We start from the raw sequence: 21,937 nt of genomic DNA, 5'->3' as shown, positions 1-21,937 counted from the left end.
TATACCAAGAAAATCATTAAAGTATCAGACACCATTAGAGGTATTTTTGAGTTACGTAAATGATAAGCATTTGTCCAGCTTAATTTGACAAATCAAATTTCTAAAAGTTTTAGATTTATCACTATATCTGCTTTTTGTATTAACCTTCTAGTGTTGAAAGCAATTCTTTTTCTTCAGCTAAAGCTTTGTTATCAGCTATTTTGAAGAATGGAAACCAAAGAGTGATATTAATAATAAGTGCTACTAGGAAAATAAATAAATATTTCCAACCACCTTGTAATCCCATCAAAATAGGCGCAGGTGTGGTCCAAGGTAAGGTGATTAATGGATTTAATTCAGTAAATGACAATAACTTAACCATCAACCAAGCAGAGCTACCCATTAATATTGGTGAAAGAACCATTGGTAAGAAAAAAATAGGATTCAGCATAAGAGGTGCTCCGAAAACTAACGGTTCATTTACATTGAAAATAACAGGAGGTCCAGCAAGTTTTCGCAGTTGTTTGTATCGATCCGATTTTGCAGTAAACATCGAGATGACTAAACCATAGGTACCTCCTTGACCACCGAAACCACTTCCGCAAACTTGTCCAATAACTGCCATTAATAAGAAAGGCAAAGGTTTCCCTGCACTAGCAGCATTCATATTAGCAACACCATTAGCCATCATCATTGGCATTACCACTCCGTATACCATGTTTGGATGGATGCCGAAAAACCAAAGCAAATTGGCAATTGTAAAAATAACGATAATTGCTAACGGACTACTAGTTAAGGCTTGCAAAGGTGCTTGAATTAAGCCATAAATAAAGTAAAAAATACTTTCAAACGGGGTTGCAGCAAATAACAAACGTATAATAAAGAAAGTAATAAAAATAATCCCAGAAATGATGGTTGGACTTAATGATTCAGCCACATTGGTAGGAACACTTTCAGGCATTCTAATGACTAAATTTTTCTTTGTTAAAAAGACGAATAGAACAGCTGTTAACCAACCAACTAAAATAGCTACCATCAAGCCTGTTCCACCAGTGAAGAAGGTTTTATAAGCTTCCACACTTTCGATATTAGTGACTTCAGCAGTACTAGGAAACTTTGTTACAGTTTCTTTAAGTGTAGCAACTTCAATTTTTTGAGGCATTAGAATCAAGAAACTTCCTAATGCTAATAATCCGGCTGTTAGTGGATTTTGTTTGGCATTTTTAGCATAAACATAGGCAAAGTTAAATACTAGAAATAAGGATATCGCATTGATGGTTCCTCCAATTACAGCATCAAAATGGACTTTTAAGCCAGATTCAGCAACAAAATTGAACCATGCCGGAATTGGAAAATTACCAATAATTAATAATAGCGCAGCACCTAATGTTACAGGGGTTGTGCGCATAAATGCTTCTGACAAAGCGCTGAAAAATTTGTTATTACTCATCCAGTTAGCAATTGGACCAAGAAATTTATTTAAAAAAGCCTCTAATTTTTCCATATTTTATCTCCTAAACTAATTGTTTTTTTCTATAAGTGATTGTCCATTACTTTTAATCACTTGTTGATACCAATAGAAACTATCTTTTTTATATCGCTTTAATTCTTTTTCAGAATTTTCATCTCGATCTACATAAACAAAACCATACCGTTTTTGATAGCCGTTTAGCCAACTGAGCAAATCAGTAAAGCTCCAAGTGCAGTAACCGATAACTTCAACACCATCTGTGATTGCTTCTTGGATAGCTAAACAGTGAGAGTGTAAATAATTGATCCGTTCATTATCGTGGATTTTACCATCTTCTAACGTATCAAATTCCCCTAGGCCATTTTCAGTAATTAACACAGGTAAGTTATAACGGCTAGAAATTCTTCTTAGACAAACTCTTAAACCGTTAGGGTCAATAGTCCAGTCCCAATTTGTTTTTTCCAAATAAGGATTTGAAACCATTTTAAATAATCCTGGCATTCCAGCTTCTTGCGTGGTTCCTTTTTCGCCAGAGTAGTTTGCTTTTCCAGAAAATGACACACCATCTAGCGGATTGCTTGCAATTGTTACCGACTGATAGTAGTTTAGCCCCATAAAATCTGGAGTTCCTTGCTTGAGTAAGTCGGTATCGGTAGGTAAAATAGTCGGTGCAATGCCCATTTTTTCTAAAGTTGTTAGCATTACTTTAGGATAGCGACCATAAACATAGACATCCATCCAGAAGTGTGCTGAATAGTCAGCCATATTTTCGTTAGCAATGATATTTTCTGGGTGGCAATCCACCGGATACGATGGAGTGTATGCAAAACTAGGGCCAATTTTCCCAGGGTAGCCGCCTTCTCTAAATGCTTTAATAACTGAAGCGTTCGCTAAATTAGCGATATGATTTGCTTCATACATCCGTTTTAAGTTTTGAACAGCTGGTGGATGAGAACCTAACATATAACCATGCATAATAAACACATTTTGTTCATTTAAGGAAACCCAGTGACGGACACGATCAGAAAAAGCGTCAAATAATATTTTTGCATAAGCAGTGAAATCCTCAATAATTTCTCTGGATTCCCAACCATTGTATTCGTCTTGTAAGGCTTGAGGTAAGTCCCAATGGTAAATAGTGACAATAGGTTCAATATCGTACTTTAATAATTCATCGATTAGTTCATTATAAAAATCAAGTCCTTTTTGGTTAATTGTTCCTTTTCCATTCGGTAAAATTCTCGACCATGAGATTGAAAAACGATAGGCTTTAAGACCTTGTTCAGCCATTAAAGCTACGTCTTCTTTAAAACGATGATAATGGTCAACTGCAACATTACCATTACTATTTTTGAATGTAGTTCCAGGCTTTTGAACAAAATTATCCCAGACAGAAAGGCCTTTTCCGTCCTCATTCCAAGCTCCTTCTACTTGATAGGCTGCAGAAGCGGAACCCCATAGAAAATTTTTGCTAAAGGGTACTAGTTTTTGATGAAACATATAGTAATCTCTCCTAACTTAAATTTATTATCAATTGATAGTGTTATAATACATGGTTATAAACGATATTGTAAGCGTTCTTCTATAAACAGATTCGTATTTCAGGTATGAAACAACTTGTTTCAGCGAACGAAAAAATATTGAGGGTTAAAACATTGATAGTTAACATTAGGAATAATTGTTAAGACCATGATACTATTGAGGTGTATAGGAAAATATTCGTGTCTTGAGGTTTTTAATACGGTCTATTGAAAAAGAGGTTTAGTCAAAGGGGAGAAAAAAATGGAAAAGAGAGAGTATGGTTTTTTATTTAGTTTTATGATTTTTGTTATTCTTATTTCCTTTAAGATTTGGATTAAGTTTACTTTTGAGCTGAAATTACTAGGATTAGTAGCATTATTTATAGTCTCTTGGACATTGAAATACTTTATCTTTAAAAAACTAAAAAAGAAAAAATCATAGATACTATAGTGGCTAAATCAATAATAAAGAAATAGGACAGCTTGTAAAATTGCTGTTCTATTTCTTCAATAAGTAGGAACTTATTCATTTTCGACTGATTCTAATTCTAAGCTTAATTCTTCCCATTCGCCAAGTAATTTCTCCTGTTCATTGCGATGGGTTTCAAGTTGTTTATTCAATTCTACCAATTGAAGATGGTCATCAATGAATGCTGGATTGCTCATTTCAGTTTCCAATTCATTGATAGTAGTATCAAATGATGCCAATGTTTCTTCAATTACTGCAATTTTTCTATTTAAGCTTCGCACTAATTTTTGCTGCTCTTTATTTTGATAAAAGTCATTTTTAGGTAGAGACTCTTTTTTCTGAGACGGTTCATTTTCACTAGCTAAGAGCTCTGCTAATTCAATTTCTTCATTTTTCTTTTCAAGGTAGTAGTCATAGTCACCTAGGTAAAGCTTGCTGCCTGTTTCAGATAATTCGACCACCTTGGTTGCAATTCGATTAATAAAATAACGGTCATGAGAAACAAAAAGTAATGTGCCTTCGTATTCAATCAACGTATTTTCTAAGACTTCTTTATTATCAATATCAAGATGATTGGTTGGTTCATCTAAAATTAGGAAGTTTTCTTTGTCCATTGATAATTTTGCTAAGGCTACACGAGCTTTTTCTCCACCACTAAGTAATGGAATGGTCTTTTCAACATCATCTCCGCTAAATAGAAACCCTCCTAAGACGTTTCGAATATCTTTTTCAGGTGTTGTTGGATGTTCATCCCATAATTCAGCTAATACGGTTTTGTTTCCATGGAGATTTGCTTGTTCTTGATCGTAGTATCCGATTTGGACATTGGTTCCTAAAGTAGCTTGACCTTTAATAAAAGGAAGGCGCCCGATAATTGATTTTAACAAGGTCGATTTTCCAATCCCATTTGGACCAACTAAAGCAATTGCTTCTTGACGACGAATATCTAAGTTGATAGGTTCTGCTAAAATTTTTTCATCGTACCCAATGGCTGCATCTTCCACCTGTAAAACAACATTCCCAGATACTTTTTCAATATCGAAAAGAAAGTGGGCAGATTTTTCCTCTCCTTGCGGTCGATCCAAGCGATCCATTTTTTCCAAAACTTTTCTTCTGCTTTGGGCACGCTTCGTTGTGGATGCACGAACCAAGTTTCTAGCGACGAAGTCTTCTAATTTATTAATTTCAGTTTGCTGTTTTTCGTAAGCTTTCCATTCACTAGCTAGCTGTTCGGCTTTTAGCTCTAAGTATTTTGAATAATTTCCTTTGTAAAAGTGCATTTTTCTACGACTAATTTCATAGACTTCGGTTACTACTTTATCTAAAAAATAGCGGTCATGTGAAACAATCAATAATGCACCGGAATAGCTAGGTAAATAAGTTTCTAGCCAAGACAACGTGTCGATATCTAAATGGTTTGTTGGCTCATCTAAGATTAAAATGTCAGGCTTTTGTAGTAACATTCTGGCTAAAGCTAGGCGAGTTTTTTGGCCACCAGACAAGGTATCAATATGCTTTTGATAAAACTCTTCTCCAAAACCAAAACCGTGAAGAACTGAACGAATTTCATTTTCATAGCCATAACCATTGATAGCGGCAAAATCATGCTGTAAACGATCGTATTCTTTTAATATTCCTTCATAAACAGGAGCATCTTGAGCAACTTCTCCAATTTGAATTTCCAATGCACGCATTCTTTGTTCCATCTTTATTACTTTGTCAAAAGCTTTCAGCATCTCGTCCCAAACAGTATTTGTTGAGTTCAGTCCTGTATTTTGTGCTAGATAACCTAAACTAGCTGTCTTATTCTTGGCAATTGTTCCTGCATCGGGAGCGTCAATACCAGCAATAATTTTTAAAAGAGTTGATTTTCCTGCACCATTACGGCCAACTAAAGCGATTCTGCTATTGCTACCAATCTCTAAATGTATATTTTCAAACAAAGTATCAGCTCCAAAGTAGCGAGCAATCTGATTTGCTTGGAGTAAAATCATAAAATTCTTCCTCATTTCTAATTCATTGTTCTTAGGATGTTTATGAAAACACCAGTAACAAATATTTTCATTCATTGTATGTAACTCATCGCCATAAAGCCTCACTTATGGCAACATATAAGCCGCTTTTTGTTCGTAGTTTTCACCACAATTCTCTGAAAAATTAAAATTTCTCCATCGTTTTCAGACACATCCTAGTTTAGCATAGAATTACAAAAAATATTACTATGATTTGACCTTTTGCAATAGGTAATTTGTTTGTTATTCTATACACAGCCTAGAAAAAAATGAGCTGTGAGCTACAGAATTGCTTTTTTATGGGAACAACTGCTATTATGGTAGTGGAACAAAGGTTAAGACATAGAGTATTGGAGGTTCAAATGTGAAAGATCAAATAATTCCAAAAGCAACGGCGAGACGCCTGCCTTTATATTATCGTTACTTAAGAATTTTGCATGACGCTGGGAAAAATAAAGTTTCATCTACTGAATTAAGTGAGGCAGTTCAAGTTGATAGTGCCACAATCCGCCGTGATTTTTCCTATTTTGGTGAATTAGGGAAACGTGGCTACGGTTATGATGTAGAAAATCTAATGAATTTTTTTGCTAAGACACTGAATGATGACGAGTTGACGAATGTCGCGTTAATCGGTGTTGGGAATTTAGGTAGCGCTTTGTTAAAATATAAATTTCATCAAAGCAATAGCATCCGCGTAAGTTGCGCTTTTGATGTTAATGAGGATATTATCGGTAGAATTGTTGACGGAATTCCTGTTTATCCCATGGCAGATATGATGGAACAAATCCGTATCCAACAAATTGAAGTAGCTATTTTGACGCTACCAGCTCGTAAAGCGCAAGAAGTGGTTAACCAACTTGCAGATGCGGGTATTAAAGGGATTTTAAACTTTACTGCGGCTCGTTTAGTCGCGCCATCAGATGTACTAATTCAAAATGTTGACTTAACAAATGAATTGCAAACGCTAATTTATTTTTTACATAACGACAGTGAATTAGTGATTCCAGAAACAGAAGAATAAAAATATGCGTGTATTTGTTTTAAGCAAATACACGCTCTTTTTTATTTAGGAACCATAATACACAGCTAATTGGGCTAAGACGACCAAAGCATTCATCCCACAATGAGCAATAATTGGGGTCCAAATTTTTCCCGTTATTTTATAAAGAAAGCAGAAGAATAGTCCCATACAAAAATAGACAAAAAAATGTCCATCTTGATGCGCAATTGAAAACATGGCTGAACTAATTCCAGCGCTAATCCAAAATCCAGAATATGGTTGCATCAAGCTTAGTAAAGAGCGTCTAAAAACAAATTCTTCCATGATTGGGCCAGCAATGGTCGTGGCTAAAATGAAAATTGGCTTTTTCAAAATTACATCAATAATTTTTTTCGTATTTTGTGAACTAGGTGGCATTCCTGTAAAAATAGATTCAATACTAAAAACAATACCTTGTAAAAGCATTGCGAGAAAAATTCCGCTAACTCCTAATAGAAACATAAAAACTGGAGAGGAAAGTTTGCTGTTTTGTTCGATAAGCGCAGGTTCTTTTCCGGTAAAATAAAGAAAAATCATTAGGCAGGAACTAATAATATAGAGAAAAGTCACTCCAGGGACTAACATGTTTTTAGAAATTAAAACAAGAAAAAATGGGGAAAAGAAAGTAAAAAAATAAATGATTATTGATAAAATACTGACTTTTTTTATAGACACAAAATAATCTCCTTTAACTAATAAAATAAGAATAAAAACGGTGAACTATTTTTTGTTTTTTCGGTAACCTAACAATAAAAAAATAAAAATGAAGAAAAACAAAGACTCCCATAAGGTTGTTGTCCAGTCGAAACGACGAGTCACACCAAATAGGAAGTTTCCAATATTCGCAACCATTAGATATAAAATTGTGGCTAAAAAAGATTGTAATAAACGTTGTTTCATTTCAAAGACTCCTTTCTTCGTGGCGCTCTTTGTAACTATTTCCATTTTAACATGAATAAAACATTAGGTGAACAGCAATAAAATAGGTTCTTATGAGAGAGTATTCCTTTTTTTATAGAGTAATTAGAAATAATAATAGAAAAATGAACAAAAGGCTTGCATTATTCAATTGAAATGAGTATTATAAATAGTGTGAGTTAGCACTCGTTGTCATCGAGTGCTAACTGAAACTTAAAACTTTTTATGGAGGGATTTATTGTGTTAAAACCATTAAGCGATCGCGTCGTTATTGAAGTCGCAGAAGAAGAAGAAAAAACAGTTGGTGGGATTGTCTTGGCCTCTGCTGCTAAAGAAAAACCACAAACAGGAACAATCATCGCAGTAGGTGAAGGCCGAGTTCTTGATAACGGTACAAAAGTTCCTACTGAAGTTAAAGAAGGCGACAAGGTAATGTTCGAAAAATATGCTGGAACAGAAGTAAAATATGATGGAAAAGAATATTTGATTGTTTCTAGCAAAGATATTATCGCTATTGTAGAATAAAAAACATTTATTAATAAAGAAGATTTAGAATAGAAAAAAATTATGAGGTGAAGAGAAAATGGCAAAAGAAATTAAATTTGCAGAAGATGCACGCGCAGCAATGCTTCGTGGAGTTGATATTTTAGCAGATACAGTAAAAGTAACATTAGGCCCTAAAGGACGTAACGTTGTTTTAGAAAAATCTTACGGTTCACCATTAATTACTAATGATGGTGTCACAATTGCAAAAGAAATCGAATTAGAAGATCATTTTGAAAATATGGGAGCAAAATTAGTCTCTGAAGTAGCTTCTAAAACAAATGACATTGCAGGAGATGGGACTACTACAGCAACTGTTTTGACACAAGCGATTGTTCGCGAAGGGTTGAAAAACGTAACGGCTGGAGCGAACCCATTAGGCATTCGTCGTGGAATTGAATTAGCAACAAAAACAGCTGTTGAAGAGCTACACAACATTTCTACTGTAGTTGATTCTAAAGAAGCGATTGCACAAGTGGCAGCTGTTTCTTCTGGTGATGATCGCGTAGGCCAATTAATTGCAGATGCAATGGAAAAAGTTGGAAACGATGGTGTTATCACAATTGAAGAATCAAAAGGAATCGAAACAGAACTAGATGTTGTTGAAGGAATGCAATTTGACCGTGGTTATTTATCTCAATACATGGTTACAGATAATGACAAAATGGAAGCTGTTTTAGAAAATCCATACATTTTGATTACAGATAAAAAAATCTCTAATATCCAAGATATTTTACCTTTACTAGAGCAAATTCTACAACAAAGCCGTCCATTACTAATCATTGCTGATGATGTAGATGGAGAAGCATTACCAACATTAGTATTAAATAAAATTCGTGGTACTTTCAACGTAGTCGCTGTAAAAGCTCCTGGTTTTGGCGATCGTCGTAAAGCGATGCTTGAAGATATTGCAACATTAACAGGCGCAACGGTTATTACAGAAGATCTAGGTCTTGAGTTAAAAGATACAACAATTGAAAGTTTAGGAAATGCAAGCAAAGTAGTTGTTGATAAAGACAATACAACAATTGTTGAAGGTGCAGGCGGAAAAGATGCAGTAGATGCCCGTGTTCAATTAATTAAAAATCAAATTGGTGAAACAACTTCTGATTTTGACCGTGAAAAATTACAAGAACGTTTAGCTAAATTAGCTGGCGGTGTAGCAGTCGTTAAAGTTGGAGCTGCGACAGAAACTGAATTGAAAGAATTAAAACTTCGTATTGAGGATGCTCTAAATGCCACTCGTGCAGCAGTGGAAGAAGGCATGGTATCAGGTGGAGGTACTGCGCTAGTTAACGTAATTGGTAAAGTATCAGCGCTAGAAACTGAAGGAGATATCGCAACTGGTGTGAAAATCGTTGTTCGTGCTTTAGAAGAACCAATTCGTCAAATTGCTGAGAACGCAGGCTATGAAGGTTCAGTTATTGTTGACAAATTAAAAAATGTTGAACTTGGTGTTGGTTTCAATGCAGCCAACGGTGAGTGGGTAAACATGGTTGAAGCAGGAATCGTTGACCCTACAAAAGTAACTCGTTCAGCTTTACAAAACGCTGCCTCTGTAGCGGCATTATTGTTAACAACCGAAGCAGTTGTTGCTGATAAACCAGAACCAGCTTCAGCAGGTGGAATGCCTCCAATGGATCCATCTATGGGCATGGGCGGTATGATGTAAACGAATATTAAAAAAAGAAACTCTAAGTAAAACGTTTGTTTTACTTAGAGTTTCTTTGCGGTTAAGAGGTGCTTATTTCAATTTGATGATAACTGATTCGGCTTCTTTTTTCTCAAAATAGTCAGAAATCTTTATTTCAACATTTGTTGTTTCATCCGATAATTCATAGGCAACTGCACTTTTTAATGATCCGCCTTTTTTTATTTCTGCTGACTGGTCATTTAAGAATGCTTCATCTGGGGTTGAAGCAACTCTTAATTCATTGACTTTATTTGGATCATTGTCTTGAATTACCTTTGTGTATGAAACCCATGCTAGTGGAGAGAAGGCCCGGTCAGAGTTATTAGTAGTTGTATACCAGATAGCTAAAACAGGAACATCTCCATACTCGTTCCCTTTTTCTCCAACAGGGATGATTGAAGCTTTGTTAATCGTAAACTCTAAATCTTTAGTTTTCATTTTGTTATTATTAATAGGTAATGAGTCACTGTCTATTGGCGATTCTGAATTTACAATGCTCTCAGATTCAGACGACTGCTTTAATGATTCTTCACTAGATGATTTGGTTAAGCTAGTTGTCGTGGTAGCACTTGATTCTCTTTCCTTTTTTTGAGCTTTTTTATTTTTATCTTTTTTTTGAGGTTTTAATACAAGTGTTTTATCTTTATTTTTTTTATTAGTAAAGATAACGTCAGTTCCTTTTTTGCTAATTGCAAAACTATTGTCTAAGTCCAATCCTTTATTTTTTAAATGTATAGAGTCGCCCTTTAGTTCATATTTTACTTCATAAGACATGTTTCCAAGAAATGATTTGGCCAAACCTTCACCAATTTCTTCCCACTCATTACTTGCTTCACTTGCTAGGCTAGACGTATCAAAAGATAGGTTCATAACATCGTCAGAGAAATCAGCAATAAATTTTGCTTCGTCATCATTTCCAAAATTTACTTCCCATTGATTTGCTTCCAACACCTCTTTCGTCACTTTACTCCCACATGCTGATAGGATGAAAATAGAACTCCCTAACAAGATAACACGCATTATTTTCTTCATTTAAAACTCTCCCCGTTTCTGGTATAATATTATATAGCATTACAATATTATTTTTTATCTGATAAAACCCTATCTTTAGGCTGAGATAGGGTTTTTTCTGAGTTAGTTATGGTTCCTTAAATTTTAATTTTCTTATTAATTATTATACCTCTTTGCTGTGCTTTCAAGCAATCCCATTCTAGTATATGGATAAAAAATCTGTCTAATATTTCTACTAAAAATAAGGAACCACAATAAATCTTTTTATACCAACTAATAAAAGCAAATGTACTGGGTAAAAAAGATAGAAAAAGTATTTCCATTGTTTTCCTCGTTCCCCATTATAAAAAGAGAGAATAAAAAAAGAAAAGATACCAAAAAAACTATTTTGAAGAATAATTAAGCTTCCTACTAAAGATTTATACAAAAGATTGTATCGAAGAAGATAAAGAGCCACAATTAATAAAACGTCAATATTTCCTCCATAATCTGTTTGGAGCCATTCCGCAAGTTCTACACCTAATGCAACAATACCAATACTATAGAAGACGTTTTTGAAACTAAATTTCTTAAATTTATCCAATCCCATCACAACTAAAAAGCCAATCAATAAGGTAAAAAAAACATTCAGCTCTCGAAAATCAAATAATTGATGAGAAAAAGCTAAACTATAAGGAATTTGAGAGAGAAAAGCGAAAATCAGTAGTCGAAAAGCATATTTATTTCTATTAGAAGTATGAATAAATCCTTCTACAAGTAAAAAACAAAAGATTGGAAAAGCTAATCTGCCAAGTGTAGTGCAAACGGTAAAAATTGCTTGGGTGGCTTCATAAAAAGGTTCATTTGTTGATTCATAAGGAACTGCAGCAATAATTGGTGGCTGAAAGGAAATGATTTTTGCTGTATGATCTAAAAACATAGTGATAATTGCAATCCATTTTAATTGGCTACCAGAAATAAATTTATTTTGTAACAAAATTGATTATCCTCCTGTTATTTTAGTACCTTCATTCTAGCTTACTTTTACTTAAATGAATATCTATTTTCTAATTAGTGCCTGTTTTTTCAGTATTCAATTATGTTATACTCAGGGGAGAAAAAAGTGAAGGAGTAAATAAATGAATATTGTATTTTGTGACATAGATGGTACTTTTCAAAATTTGGCTGGACCAATTCCACAAGTGAATTTTGATTCAATTGAAGCATTACATAAACAAGGCGATCACTTTGTATTTGTGACTGGCAGAGGCTATGGGCAACTAGATGAATTAATGAATCAAATGGATAGTGAATGTGATGTTATTTTTGGGAATGGCTCTGGCTATAAATTAGTTGGAGATGAAGTGAAATATCGTCAATGCTTAACGATAGAGGAAGCAGAAAGAATCCTTGGAATTTTGGAGGACCGTGCTATTTTTTATCATATTCATACAAGTGAAGGAATTATCTTAAAACCTGTTTCTACCTACCAAAAAAATATTTTAGCTTTAAGGGAAAAAATGGCTTTTATGGGGGAAACTGGTAAAGAGATTATGGATTTTAAAGAGAATTTTTTTGAAGAACAGCAACAGGTTTCAAACCCGTTAGCTTATTTAAAAGAACATCCAGAAGTCAAAATAATAAAAATTGAGTTAATGGAAGCAAGTGATGAGGAACGTGACCTTTTACGGGATAAATTAGCTTCAGAAATGGCTTATGTTTTTTCATCTTTTACTCAGTGTTTAGAAGTGGTTCATCCACAGAGTACAAAGGGACATGCAATCCAAGAATTTATGGAAAAATTTCCTGAAGCAACTAGCTATGGAATTGGTGATGGAGAAAATGATTTGGCTATGTTGGCAGTCGTGGATGTATCGGTCGCTGTTGCAAATGCTAAAGAAATTGTGAAAGAGCAGTGTAGTAAAATTATTGGTGACTGTGAATCTGGTGGAGTAGGGAACTTCATTTTTGAAGAGCTGATCAAATAATCAAAAAAAACCTCTAAGTAGTATCTGGTTTAAACATCAATCAGATATTGTTTAGGGGTTTTTTAGGTGCAGAAACTCTAGCATTTATTGAATTGCATATTTTTGAATAATTTTATTTAGAACGTCGGACGCTTCATCTCCAACACGGCTATTATAATATGAAGCAAAGCGTTCATCTGCTATATACATTTCTCCAAGACCACGATGCATTTGCACGGAATAGTGAGGAGTGGTAAATAATAGCCATTCTTTATGAGACTCGAAGGCTTCTTTTGCTTCAGGGGAATCATAATCTTTAGACTGAATAACTTTTTTTAGCGCTGAAAAAAGATTCTGTTCTGTTTGTTCCATTTGGTTGAATTGTTCTTTACTTAGATTTAGCCACTTTTTGTTAGATGTTTCAACGGTTGATTCTCCGTATTTTTCACGAATTTCTTTGCCATAGAGCTTTTCGTTTTTTTGTAAAGCTTCTCGTTTTAATCCTTCAAATTTTTCTTGATCGTTCATCGTAATTTCTCCTTTTTGGTAGCGAATGGTTTTTTCTACAGTTAAAAGTAGGGAGTCTATCTGTTGGCGTTTAAGCAACAGCTGATTATAGTGTTCTTTTAGTGAGTGCTGTATGTCGACTTCAGATTGAGAAAGTATGGTTTGAATATCTTCGAGTTTGATATCTAATGATCGATAAAACAATATTTGTTGGAGACGATCAACTTCTTTTATTCCATAAATTCGGTAGCCAGAAGAATTGATTCGAGTGGGCTTTAATAAGTTGATTTCATCGTAATAGCGCAGTGTTCGGGTGCTGATACCAGACAATTCTGCGATTTTTTTGATTGTGTATTCCATGTATTTCCCTCCTGTATAATTCTATACTAATCTACTAAACCACTTTTAGAAACAAAGATTCTTAGTCTTGTATAAATTAGATTAGTCTATTCTGATTTTCCAATAAAAAAGGGAGACTAAGCTCTACTACCAGCAGTTGCTACCAATGGAAAACCGTGGAACCGCTTTGAGCTCAAAGGTCAGGTCTCAGAGCTTCCAAGCTTTTAACTTGGGCTAAATAAATGGCAAGCCCAAGTCATTCACATTGGCTTCTGGTCACGGTTACTAACACCAATTGCTGGTAGTTCCGCTGTTTCTTTGGAGACCAACCCTTTTTTTAGAACTGATTAAACTAGAAGAAGAAACTTTCTTTAGAGTCTTTTGCTTATGCGACACTTGAGAATAAATTTTTTATTATAGAGACATGACTTATGAAAAAAGATCTTTTGAGTCAAAATTACTTAGTTGCTTATAAATAGGTGTGGTTTAGTCTAGCATCTTGACAATGTTTAAAGTTACTTTTGAGAAAATTCATTTTTTAAATATTTTGTTTAACAAACAGAGAAGTTTCACTATCAAGTACAAGTAGCCTTAGAAGTAACAGGAGAATTACTAGCTGTTTTATTAGGCTTCTACAGCTAGTTTGACTCTAGTTAACTATGGAATCGGCGCTTTTTGCCGAGTCGCTTGTGTGCTGGCTGCTTGCTCTGTGATTTTGAACTTTTGCTGAATTATAACATTGTCATAATACTAGCATAAACCTTTCCCTAACGTTAAGGTCAAGTAAAAAGACAAAAATCTTGTAAAATAAATACAAAAAGAGGTAAAATTATTCCAGTTACATTTATTCTATACTTATGTGGGGAGTTGATCAGAAATGAAACTGATCGAAACATCAATGAACAAAAATCTTGATTTGGAATATTTTTATCCGAATATTACCAAGTATGTCTTTGGTCAAAAGGCGATAAAATTTTTCAAACTTTATGCGCTTGATCGAACACAGATTATTTATGCGGACGCTTTTGATAAGATTGACATTATTATGATTAATACGAAAAAGAAAATAACAAAACATGAAATTGATTTTGCTATCAAAAGGTTACTACATACGACTCGTGAAAATGTTGAGATTACTATTGATGTGAAAAAGCAAATGGAGCGAAAGGGTTATTCTTTTAGCGCACCGAGAAAAGATATTATCGTGATTCAACAAAATATTGAATAGAAAAAAGCATTTATCTACTGTTAGTTGTAGATGAATGCTTTTTTTAGTTTTTTAAGCAGTCTTAGCAAAGGAGATTTTTAATCCGCCTCGATCCCTTCTAGTTACCATCGCTAATAGGAAAAATAGAAGAGCGAAGACTAGCAGAATTAGTGCATTAAACTGAAAATCAGCTGAAAAGTTTGCATCGAAATGAACTGTCTTTCCAATTAGACTACAATTTTTTGCATACCAATAAGAAGGTGTAAAGGCTGCAACTTTTGTTACAATATCAGGTAGAATTTCTGTAGGAACAAAGATCCCACTAATAAAGGCACTACCTAAAATAAATACGTTGTTAATTCCCGAAACCATATCCATATTGCTAATGAGGCCACTAATAAATACACTGAAACTAAGAGCAACCAAGAGTAGAAGAAAAGTGTTGAGAATAAAGTAGATGCCATGTTGATCAAAACGAATGTTAGAAAAAAGTTTGGCAAATGATACAAAAACACCCCATACAACGATTGAAAATAGAAAACCCACTAAAAACTGTTGACGAGAAAATTTTCGATTTGAAATGGGTGAACAACTATTTCTACGCTTGATTTCAGGTTTATTAAATGAGAGATTAATCAAGGTGATTAAGCTAAAGATTGACGCGAACATGGTGTAAGCAAGAACAGAAAAGACTTTTCCTGCTGAACGATTTGCTTTTATCAAAGCAAAGGAAGAATCAAATTTTATTTTTCCTTTGGTTTTCACATTGTCAGTGGTTAACTGAACAATTTCTTGACTACTTTTTTCTGGAAAGGCTTCTCTATAAAATTGGAAAGTTGTTAAATACGTATTGATAATTGAGTCAACGTAAGCTTTATTAAAACTATTTGGTTTTGTTTGTGTTGTTAAATCAGGTTGCTTATTTTGTTCAATCATTTCAGAAAAATTTTTGGGTATTGTTAATACATAATCGACTTTTTCAAAGAAAATAGCATCATCAATTGCTGCTTGTTGTTTTTTTAAAGGAACAACATGCATTGTTTTTTTTAGATATTTAGTTAAACCTTGAGAATCAGAGCCTTTATCTTCGTTAAAAATAGCAATCGTCATTTTATCTAATTCAACATTTTCTGAAGGTGTTGATGAAGAAGTTGAATAGGCGAAAGAGATCCCAATACTAATCGCCAAAGTTAAGATGAACGGGTTTAAATTTCTTTTTAATATATTGAAAGAGGCTTTAAAGACTGACATATTGTGTTCTCCTTTCGTAAAAGATACTGACGGCAATAAAGACTAGCGTAAGGATAATTAAGTTGAGTAAAGTACTATAAAAATTGTCAATATTTTGATAGTAATAAAGCTGATAAAGTGCTTCACTGACTAAATTGACTGGATTTATTTTGTTAATAAAGGGGATATTTTCATTAATTAATAGTTTTACTTGAGGAATCATCATTCCTGCTAAAAAGCTACAAATCATTTGAATACTGACAGAGATTGAGATTTTTTGATTTAAAGGGACTTTCAAGATATTTGATAACATCATCCCTAAAGAAAGGGCGGTTAATACTGTCAGTGAGCACGTTAAGAGAATTAAGCCCCAGCGAGTGCCAAAGTCTACCTTGTAAACAAAACGGAAAAAAGCAAGAATAAAATAAATTTCAGCAATAAAAATAGTAAAAGATGAGGCTAAATTTGCCAGCACAATAAACATTTTTTTGTTTGGACTCATACTTAGGCGAATGCCGTTTGGCGATTGGTTCGCTTGCTGATCGTTGGAGTTGCTAATTCCCCAAAAGACGCCAAACATACAACTCATTCCAACTAATGTGAAAAAGTAAAAACTTTTTTGACTGCCTTTTGAAGCAGTTTTATTTTTCATTGTCAGATAGTTTGTTTGTTTTCCGATTTTTTCAACAAGAGCTGTTGCAAACAAGGCTGGATTTTCTTTTTGAATCGTAGAGACAGTTTCTTTTGATTGTAAAAACTGATTCATAAACGAGTCTAGCACATTTTGCTGAATCCCTTGTTTACTGATAGTAAGGGAAATCTTATCATCGTTAATTGTATAATACCCCGCAATTTTATCATTAATGAGTTGTTGATTCGCTTCTTTTTTAGAAAGTATAACAGGAGCAAAAAGTTTTACCTCGTCGTTTTTAACTACTTTTAATGTATCTTCAAAAAAAGTATCCGAAGCAACTTTATCAGTGACTATGCCAACAGGTATTCTTTTGACAACATTTAGGTTATCTAAGTTACTAAATGCTGCAGTAAAAAATAAACCTAGTAAAATCGGAAATATGAGTGTCCAAAATAGTAGGATTCTATTATTTAACAGAACTTTTAGACGATAATGATATAAATGCCAAAACATAAAAAATCCTCCTTTCTAGTCTCTTAATTCTCTTCCAGTAATTTCAAGGAAAACATCATTCAGGGTTGGTTGCTGGGTATAAAAATTACCAAATGATACTTGATTGTCCTCAAGGATATGAAAGACTTTTGAGAAGACTTTCTTGTTTTCTTCTGTATTTAAGGTAACTAGAGCATTATGATACAGGAGATCTGTAACTCCTGGTAATTGTTGTAATTGCTGACGGACAGTTTCAGGGAGATCAGGAATTTCAATGATGATTTTTTCGTTAATCTGGATCATTGCTTTTAGTTGTTCGTTGGTTCCTTCTGCAATCACTTGACCTTTTTCGATAATCACAATGTTATTACACAATTGCTCGACTTCTTCCATGTAATGAGTGGTATAAATAATCGTTGCACCATTTTTGTTTAGTTCTTTAATGCTGTCTAGAATTTTATTCCGGCTCTGAGGATCAACTGCAACAGTTGGTTCATCCAAGAAAATTAGTTCAGGCTTATGAACAATACCACAAGCAATATTTAATCGGCGTTTTAAGCCACCACTCAATTTTTTTGGTAAAAATTTTGTGAAATCTTCTAAACCAACTAAGGAAATTGCATCTTGTACATATTGTTTTCTAATTGATTTGTCAGTAATATATAAACCGCAATAATAATCAATATTTTCAATGACTGTTAGTTCTTCAAAAACAGCTACTTCTTGCGGAACGACACCAATTCTTTTTTTGATGGTGTAACTAGTAGGAGTCATTTTTTCCCCAAAGATTCTAATTTCTCCATTATCATAAGAAAGTAAGGATAACATACAGTTGATAGCAGTTGACTTTCCACTACCATTAGGCCCCAAAAGACCTAAAATTTCTCCCTGTTTCACGTTTAGATCAAAATGATTCAATGCAACTAAATTTCCATATCTTTTGACTAAGCCTTTTATTTCAATTATCATATGAATTTCCTCCTTTTTTCTTTATAATGAAACTATACCTTAGATTGAAAAACTAAATAAGTGAATATTTTCCTAATATCGAGATGACATTTGTCATATTTTACGAGAAAGCGAGGTAAAAGATGAATAAAATTGATAAACGGACTCTTATAGATAAAGCAATGTTCTTAGTGCTAGGAGCATTTATGCTAGGGCGAAATGGATTTGAAGAACGCATGGTTATATTTGTCTTGGTTTCTTTTTCAATTAGTCTTCTTCCTTTATTAACGAAAGAATCGAAGCTTTCAATTTTAAGTGTTTTTATTCTATTATTTTTGTCGAATTTATGGCCTGAGTATGGTTACTTTTTACCAGTCATTGTGTACGATACTGTATTTGATACTAGTTTTTTTAGTTCTGTATCTAGCGGAGGAATGATTTTTCTCTTCTTTTTAACGAGTTCTGAGTATGATTCAATAACCAAATGTTGGCTTTTGTTTCTATGTTTTTTTTCAGGGTATTTATCGCATCGAGTGTTGCTAGAACAAACGCTGAAAACTAAGTATAAAAAATTGGAATTAGATAGCTTGGAGAAAACTTTTTCGTTAGAAAGTAAAAATAAAGATTTGATTGAACAACAGGAAACAAAAATTGCTCTAGAAATTTCAGATGAACAAAATCGGATAGCTCGAGATATTCATGACAATGTCGGCCATTTGCTTTCTAGTTCGCTCTTGCAAATTGGCGCAATACGCACAATTAATCAGGATGGAACATTAGCCTCTTGTTTAGAACAGCTTCAAGCAACCATTGATGAAGGAATGAATAATATTCGGGAAAGTGTTCATAATCTTCATGAAGAATCATTAAGCCTGTCATTAGCTGTAGAAAAGATGCTAGAGCATTTTACTTTTTGCGAAGTAACCCTATCAGGGACGATTTCAGAAACCATTAGTAAGGACTACAAAATAGCATACTTAATGATTTTGAAAGAATCGCTAGCAAATGTAATGAAGCATAGCAATGCTACGAAAGTAAACGTTGATTTTCAAACCTATCCAGGATTTTATAAAATGACCATTTCAGATAATGGAACTTCTACTGAAGAAAAAGAGTTTAATAAACTGGGCATTGGCTTAGTTGGAATGAAAGAACGAATGGAAAAATTAAATGGACGATTAAATTGTCATCAGACAGTTTCAGGTTTTTCTATACGTGCAATTTTACCTAGATAAACGGACTAAAGGAGAAAACGGATGATTAGGATACTGATAGTGGATGATGATGCGTTGGTAACGATGTCGCTAAAAACAATTGTGGAAGCGACAGGGCAGATAGAAGTTGTTGGGACCGGGAATAGTGCAGAAGAAGCAGTAAAGCTTTACGAAGAATACAAACCAGATATCTTATTGATGGATATTCGCATGGGAGAAGCAACAGGAATTGATGCCGCCAAGGAAATTTTTTCTAAAAATCCATCAGCAGCAATTTTACTACTAACGACATTTTCAGATGATGAATACATTTTAGAAGCAATTAAGATAGGAATAAAAGGCTATTTGTTAAAACAAAATTTAGAGGCCATTGTCCCTTCAATTAAAGCCGTAAATAAAGGGCAATCGGTTTTCGGGGATACAATTATGAATCGTTTACCTGAGTTGTTAAAAACAGCTGACAATAATTTGTCTCCATATTTAGAATTGAGCGAAAGGGAACAGTCAATTCTAGTATTGGTTTCAGAAGGGTTAAATAATAAAGAAATTGCGACCAAATTATTTCTTAGTGAAGGAACAGTTCGAAACTATATCAGTCATTTACTAGAAAAATTAGCGCTGCGTGACCGAACACAATTAGCTGTTTTCTATTATAAAAATGTTCAAAACTGAGGGAAATGAATCGAATTTTTGAGTTATTTTCAAAATCTACTACTTACTGTGTGAAAAAAGTCAAAATCAGTGGGATTTCTCGGCTAACTTTGATAAAATAAAAAAGATGAAAGGATGAGTGGAAGTTGAAAGAATTATTTCAGAAATATCGTGAAGTCCTTGCGTATCTCTTTTTTGGTGTAGCAACAACCCTAGTGAATATCGGTGTCTTTTTTGCTTGCGAGAATGTACTTGGACTTCAGTATAAAATAAGTAATGTCGTCGCATTTATCCTGTCAGTTTTATTTGCTTTTTTTACTAACAAATATTTTGTGTTTGGTAGTAAAAACTCTAACAGCAAATCCTTCTTGAAAGAAATGTTCTTGTTTTATTGGTATCGAATGTTGTCTTTTGTGATTGACATGGGCATGATGATTATTATGATAGAATTGATTAAAGTATCTAACTTTTGGGCGAAAATGGTCACCCAAGTTGTCGTAGTTGTCTTAAATTACTTCTTTAGTAAATTTCTTATTTTTAAAGAAAAGAAAATTTCCGAACAAGAGTAAGATAGTTCAAAAGATTGAATGAAACATAAATATATTTTGTTAAAACAATGGATTGGAGCATTAAGATGAAAAAAGTTTATGCTGATGATAGTTTAACCTTGCATACCGATTTATACCAAATTAATATGATGCAAACTTATTGGGAATTAGGCCGTGCTGAATTACATTCAGTTTTTGAGTGCTATTTTCGTGAAATGCCTTTTAATCATGGGTATGCTATTTTTGCGGGCTTAGAGCGGTTAGTTAAGTATTTAGAAAATTTAACTTTTACCTCAGAGGATATCGAATATCTAAGAGAAGTAGAACAGTATCCAGAAGGTTTTCTAGAGTATTTGAAAAATTTTGAATTTACTTGCACTGTTCGTTCTGCTTTAGAAGGAGATTTGGTTTTCAATAATGAACCATTAATTCAAGTGGAAGGGCCATTAGCACAATGTCAACTAGTTGAAACAGCCTTATTAAATATGGTTAATTTCCAAACATTAATTGCTACTAAAGCAGCCCGAATTAAATCGGTAATTGAGACAGATCCATTGTTAGAATTTGGGACTCGGCGAGCGCAAGAATTAGATGCTGCGATTTGGGGAACTAGAGCGGCTTACATTGGTGGAGCAGATGCCACAAGTAACGTTCGGGCAGGGAAGGTTTTTGGTATCCCCGTCAGCGGCACGCATGCTCATTCATTTGTTCAATCATACGGCAACGATTATGATGCTTTTGTAGCTTATGCTAAAACCCATAAGGATTGTGTCTTTCTAGTAGATACTTATGAAACTTTAAAATCAGGTGTTCCTAATGCGATTCGAGTAGCAAATGAAATGGGCGATAAAATTAATTTTCTTGGCGTTCGGATTGATAGTGGAGACATGGCGTATATTTCTAAACGTGTTCGTGAACAACTAGATGAAGCAGGGTATCCAGAGGCAAAAATCTATGCTTCCAACGATTTAGATGAAAATACCATTCTAAACTTGAAGATGCAAAAAGCTAAAATTGATGTTTGGGGTGTCGGAACCAAATTGATTACAGCCTACGATCAACCGGCTTTAGGTGCTGTATTCAAACTAGTTGCAATTGAGGGGACAGATGGTGAAATGCAAGATACTATCAAATTATCTAGCAACGCTGAAAAAGTAACGACTCCTGGTAAAAAGCAAGTTTGGCGTATTACCCGTAAATCTGACCAAAAGACGGAAGGAGATTACGTGACTCTTTGGGACGAAGATCCTAGAGAGCAACAAGAAATTTATATGTTCCATCCGGTTCATACTTTTATCAATAAAACCGTTCGTGATTTTAATGCACGACCTGTGTTACAAGATATTTTTGTAAAAGGAAAATTAGTCTATGAGTTACCTGCTTTAGATGAGATTAAGGCGTATGCAAAACAAAATATGAGTTCCTTGTGGGAAGAGTATAAGCGCGATTTAAACCCTCAAAAATATCCAGTGGATTTATCTACAGAATGTTGGAACCACAAAATGCGGATGATTGAAAAAGTCAGAGAAGATGTAAAAACTTTAGGACAAAATAAATAATTGGAGG

20 protein-coding genes are annotated in these 21,937 nt (G+C 33.9%); 9 read left to right on the top strand and 11 right to left on the bottom strand.

Features of this window, described 5'->3' with window-relative positions:
• Window positions 1-139: 139 nt before the first annotated feature.
• From BCR26_RS15445 to abc-f, 3 genes are all read right to left on the bottom strand, one after another.
• Complete coding sequence (locus tag BCR26_RS15445) at window positions 140-1,483, bottom strand: PTS sugar transporter subunit IIC (RefSeq protein WP_069699869.1); 1,344 nt, start codon at window positions 1,481-1,483, stop codon at window positions 140-142.
• 15 nt (window positions 1,484-1,498) lie between these two features.
• The gene (locus BCR26_RS15440; RefSeq protein WP_069699868.1) at window positions 1,499-2,950 is read right to left on the bottom strand and encodes a glycoside hydrolase family 1 protein; all 1,452 of its coding nucleotides are present in this window, start codon (window positions 2,948-2,950) and stop codon (window positions 1,499-1,501) included.
• 542 nt (window positions 2,951-3,492) lie between these two features.
• Complete coding sequence (gene abc-f / locus BCR26_RS15430; protein ID WP_069699866.1) at window positions 3,493-5,433, bottom strand: ribosomal protection-like ABC-F family protein; 1,941 nt, start codon at window positions 5,431-5,433, stop codon at window positions 3,493-3,495.
• A gap of 382 nt (window positions 5,434-5,815) precedes the next feature.
• Here abc-f and BCR26_RS15425 point away from each other — a divergent pair, with 382 nt between their 5' ends.
• Entirely contained in the window at window positions 5,816-6,472 is a 657-nt protein-coding gene (locus tag BCR26_RS15425) for a redox-sensing transcriptional repressor Rex (RefSeq protein WP_069699865.1), read from the top strand.
• Window positions 6,473-6,517: 45 nt separating this feature from the next.
• On the opposite strand, the gene BCR26_RS15420 is transcribed toward BCR26_RS15425, so the two are convergent.
• Both BCR26_RS15420 and BCR26_RS15415 read right to left on the bottom strand, forming a co-directional pair.
• Complete coding sequence (locus tag BCR26_RS15420) at window positions 6,518-6,952, bottom strand: CPBP family intramembrane glutamic endopeptidase (protein ID WP_245676996.1); 435 nt, start codon at window positions 6,950-6,952, stop codon at window positions 6,518-6,520.
• A gap of 258 nt (window positions 6,953-7,210) precedes the next feature.
• Window positions 7,211-7,390, bottom strand: a complete 180-nt coding sequence (locus BCR26_RS15415; protein ID WP_069699863.1) for a hypothetical protein — start codon at window positions 7,388-7,390, stop codon at window positions 7,211-7,213.
• Between the two features lie 258 nt (window positions 7,391-7,648).
• Here BCR26_RS15415 and groES point away from each other — a divergent pair, with 258 nt between their 5' ends.
• Complete coding sequence (groES, locus tag BCR26_RS15410; RefSeq protein WP_069699862.1) at window positions 7,649-7,933, top strand: co-chaperone GroES; 285 nt, start codon at window positions 7,649-7,651, stop codon at window positions 7,931-7,933.
• Window positions 7,934-7,991: 58 nt separating this feature from the next.
• The gene (gene groL, locus BCR26_RS15405) at window positions 7,992-9,623 is read left to right on the top strand and encodes a chaperonin GroEL (RefSeq protein WP_069699861.1); all 1,632 of its coding nucleotides are present in this window, start codon (window positions 7,992-7,994) and stop codon (window positions 9,621-9,623) included.
• Window positions 9,624-9,695: 72 nt separating this feature from the next.
• Here groL and BCR26_RS15400 read toward each other — a convergent pair whose 3' ends face one another.
• On the bottom strand, window positions 9,696-10,676 hold the full coding sequence (locus tag BCR26_RS15400; RefSeq protein WP_069699860.1) for a DUF5067 domain-containing protein: 981 nt from the start codon (window positions 10,674-10,676) through the stop codon (window positions 9,696-9,698).
• Between the two features lie 214 nt (window positions 10,677-10,890).
• Window positions 10,891-11,631, bottom strand: coding sequence for a TraX family protein (locus tag BCR26_RS15395; RefSeq protein ID WP_139124969.1), 741 nt, complete (start codon window positions 11,629-11,631; stop codon window positions 10,891-10,893).
• Window positions 11,632-11,773: 142 nt separating this feature from the next.
• On the opposite strand from BCR26_RS15395, the gene BCR26_RS15390 reads away from it, so the two are divergent.
• Window positions 11,774-12,622 carry an HAD-IIB family hydrolase gene (locus BCR26_RS15390; RefSeq protein WP_069699859.1) on the top strand — a complete coding sequence of 283 codons (849 nt, stop codon included), beginning with the start codon at window positions 11,774-11,776 and terminating at the stop codon, window positions 12,620-12,622.
• An 84-nt stretch (window positions 12,623-12,706) separates the two neighbouring features.
• Here the strand turns inward: BCR26_RS15390 and BCR26_RS15385 are convergent, their stop codons facing one another.
• Complete coding sequence (locus tag BCR26_RS15385) at window positions 12,707-13,468, bottom strand: MerR family transcriptional regulator (RefSeq protein WP_069699858.1); 762 nt, start codon at window positions 13,466-13,468, stop codon at window positions 12,707-12,709.
• Between the two features lie 856 nt (window positions 13,469-14,324).
• Between BCR26_RS15385 and BCR26_RS15380 the strand changes: the two genes are divergently transcribed.
• Entirely contained in the window at window positions 14,325-14,675 is a 351-nt protein-coding gene (locus tag BCR26_RS15380; RefSeq protein ID WP_069699857.1) for a DUF1827 family protein, read from the top strand.
• 51 nt (window positions 14,676-14,726) lie between these two features.
• Here BCR26_RS15380 and BCR26_RS15375 read toward each other — a convergent pair whose 3' ends face one another.
• Genes BCR26_RS15375 through BCR26_RS15365 form a run of 3 tightly spaced genes read right to left on the bottom strand, consistent with a single transcriptional unit; the run spans window position 14,727 to window position 17,979 of the window.
• A complete protein-coding gene (locus tag BCR26_RS15375) occupies window positions 14,727-15,905 on the bottom strand; it encodes an ABC transporter permease (protein WP_084387164.1) in 1,179 nt (392 codons plus the stop codon).
• Entirely contained in the window at window positions 15,892-17,031 is a 1,140-nt protein-coding gene (locus BCR26_RS15370) for an ABC transporter permease (protein WP_069699856.1), read from the bottom strand. The genes BCR26_RS15375 and BCR26_RS15370 overlap by 14 nt, the downstream gene beginning before the upstream one ends.
• Before the next feature lie 15 nt (window positions 17,032-17,046).
• The gene (locus BCR26_RS15365) at window positions 17,047-17,979 is read right to left on the bottom strand and encodes an ABC transporter ATP-binding protein (protein WP_069699855.1); all 933 of its coding nucleotides are present in this window, start codon (window positions 17,977-17,979) and stop codon (window positions 17,047-17,049) included.
• 122 nt (window positions 17,980-18,101) lie between these two features.
• Here BCR26_RS15365 and BCR26_RS15360 point away from each other — a divergent pair, with 122 nt between their 5' ends.
• The 4 genes from BCR26_RS15360 to BCR26_RS15345 all read left to right on the top strand — a co-directional run bounded on the left by BCR26_RS15360 (window position 18,102) and on the right by BCR26_RS15345 (window position 21,930).
• Complete coding sequence (locus BCR26_RS15360) at window positions 18,102-19,193, top strand: sensor histidine kinase (RefSeq protein ID WP_069699854.1); 1,092 nt, start codon at window positions 18,102-18,104, stop codon at window positions 19,191-19,193.
• 21 nt (window positions 19,194-19,214) lie between these two features.
• A complete protein-coding gene (locus BCR26_RS15355; RefSeq protein WP_069699853.1) occupies window positions 19,215-19,844 on the top strand; it encodes a response regulator transcription factor in 630 nt (209 codons plus the stop codon).
• Between the two features lie 125 nt (window positions 19,845-19,969).
• Window positions 19,970-20,392: a GtrA family protein gene (locus BCR26_RS15350; protein ID WP_069699852.1), complete on the top strand. Its 423-nt coding sequence runs from the start codon at window positions 19,970-19,972 to the stop codon at window positions 20,390-20,392.
• 65 nt (window positions 20,393-20,457) lie between these two features.
• Window positions 20,458-21,930, top strand: a complete 1,473-nt coding sequence (locus tag BCR26_RS15345; RefSeq protein ID WP_069699851.1) for a nicotinate phosphoribosyltransferase — start codon at window positions 20,458-20,460, stop codon at window positions 21,928-21,930.
• Window positions 21,931-21,937: the final 7 nt, after the last annotated feature.

Source organism: Enterococcus rivorum, from assembly GCF_001742285.1.
Lineage (GTDB): Bacteria > Bacillota > Bacilli > Lactobacillales > Enterococcaceae > Enterococcus_L > Enterococcus_L rivorum.
The sequence above is the reverse complement of the archived record's forward strand: the minus strand, read 5'-3'. Positions and strand labels throughout refer to the sequence as shown.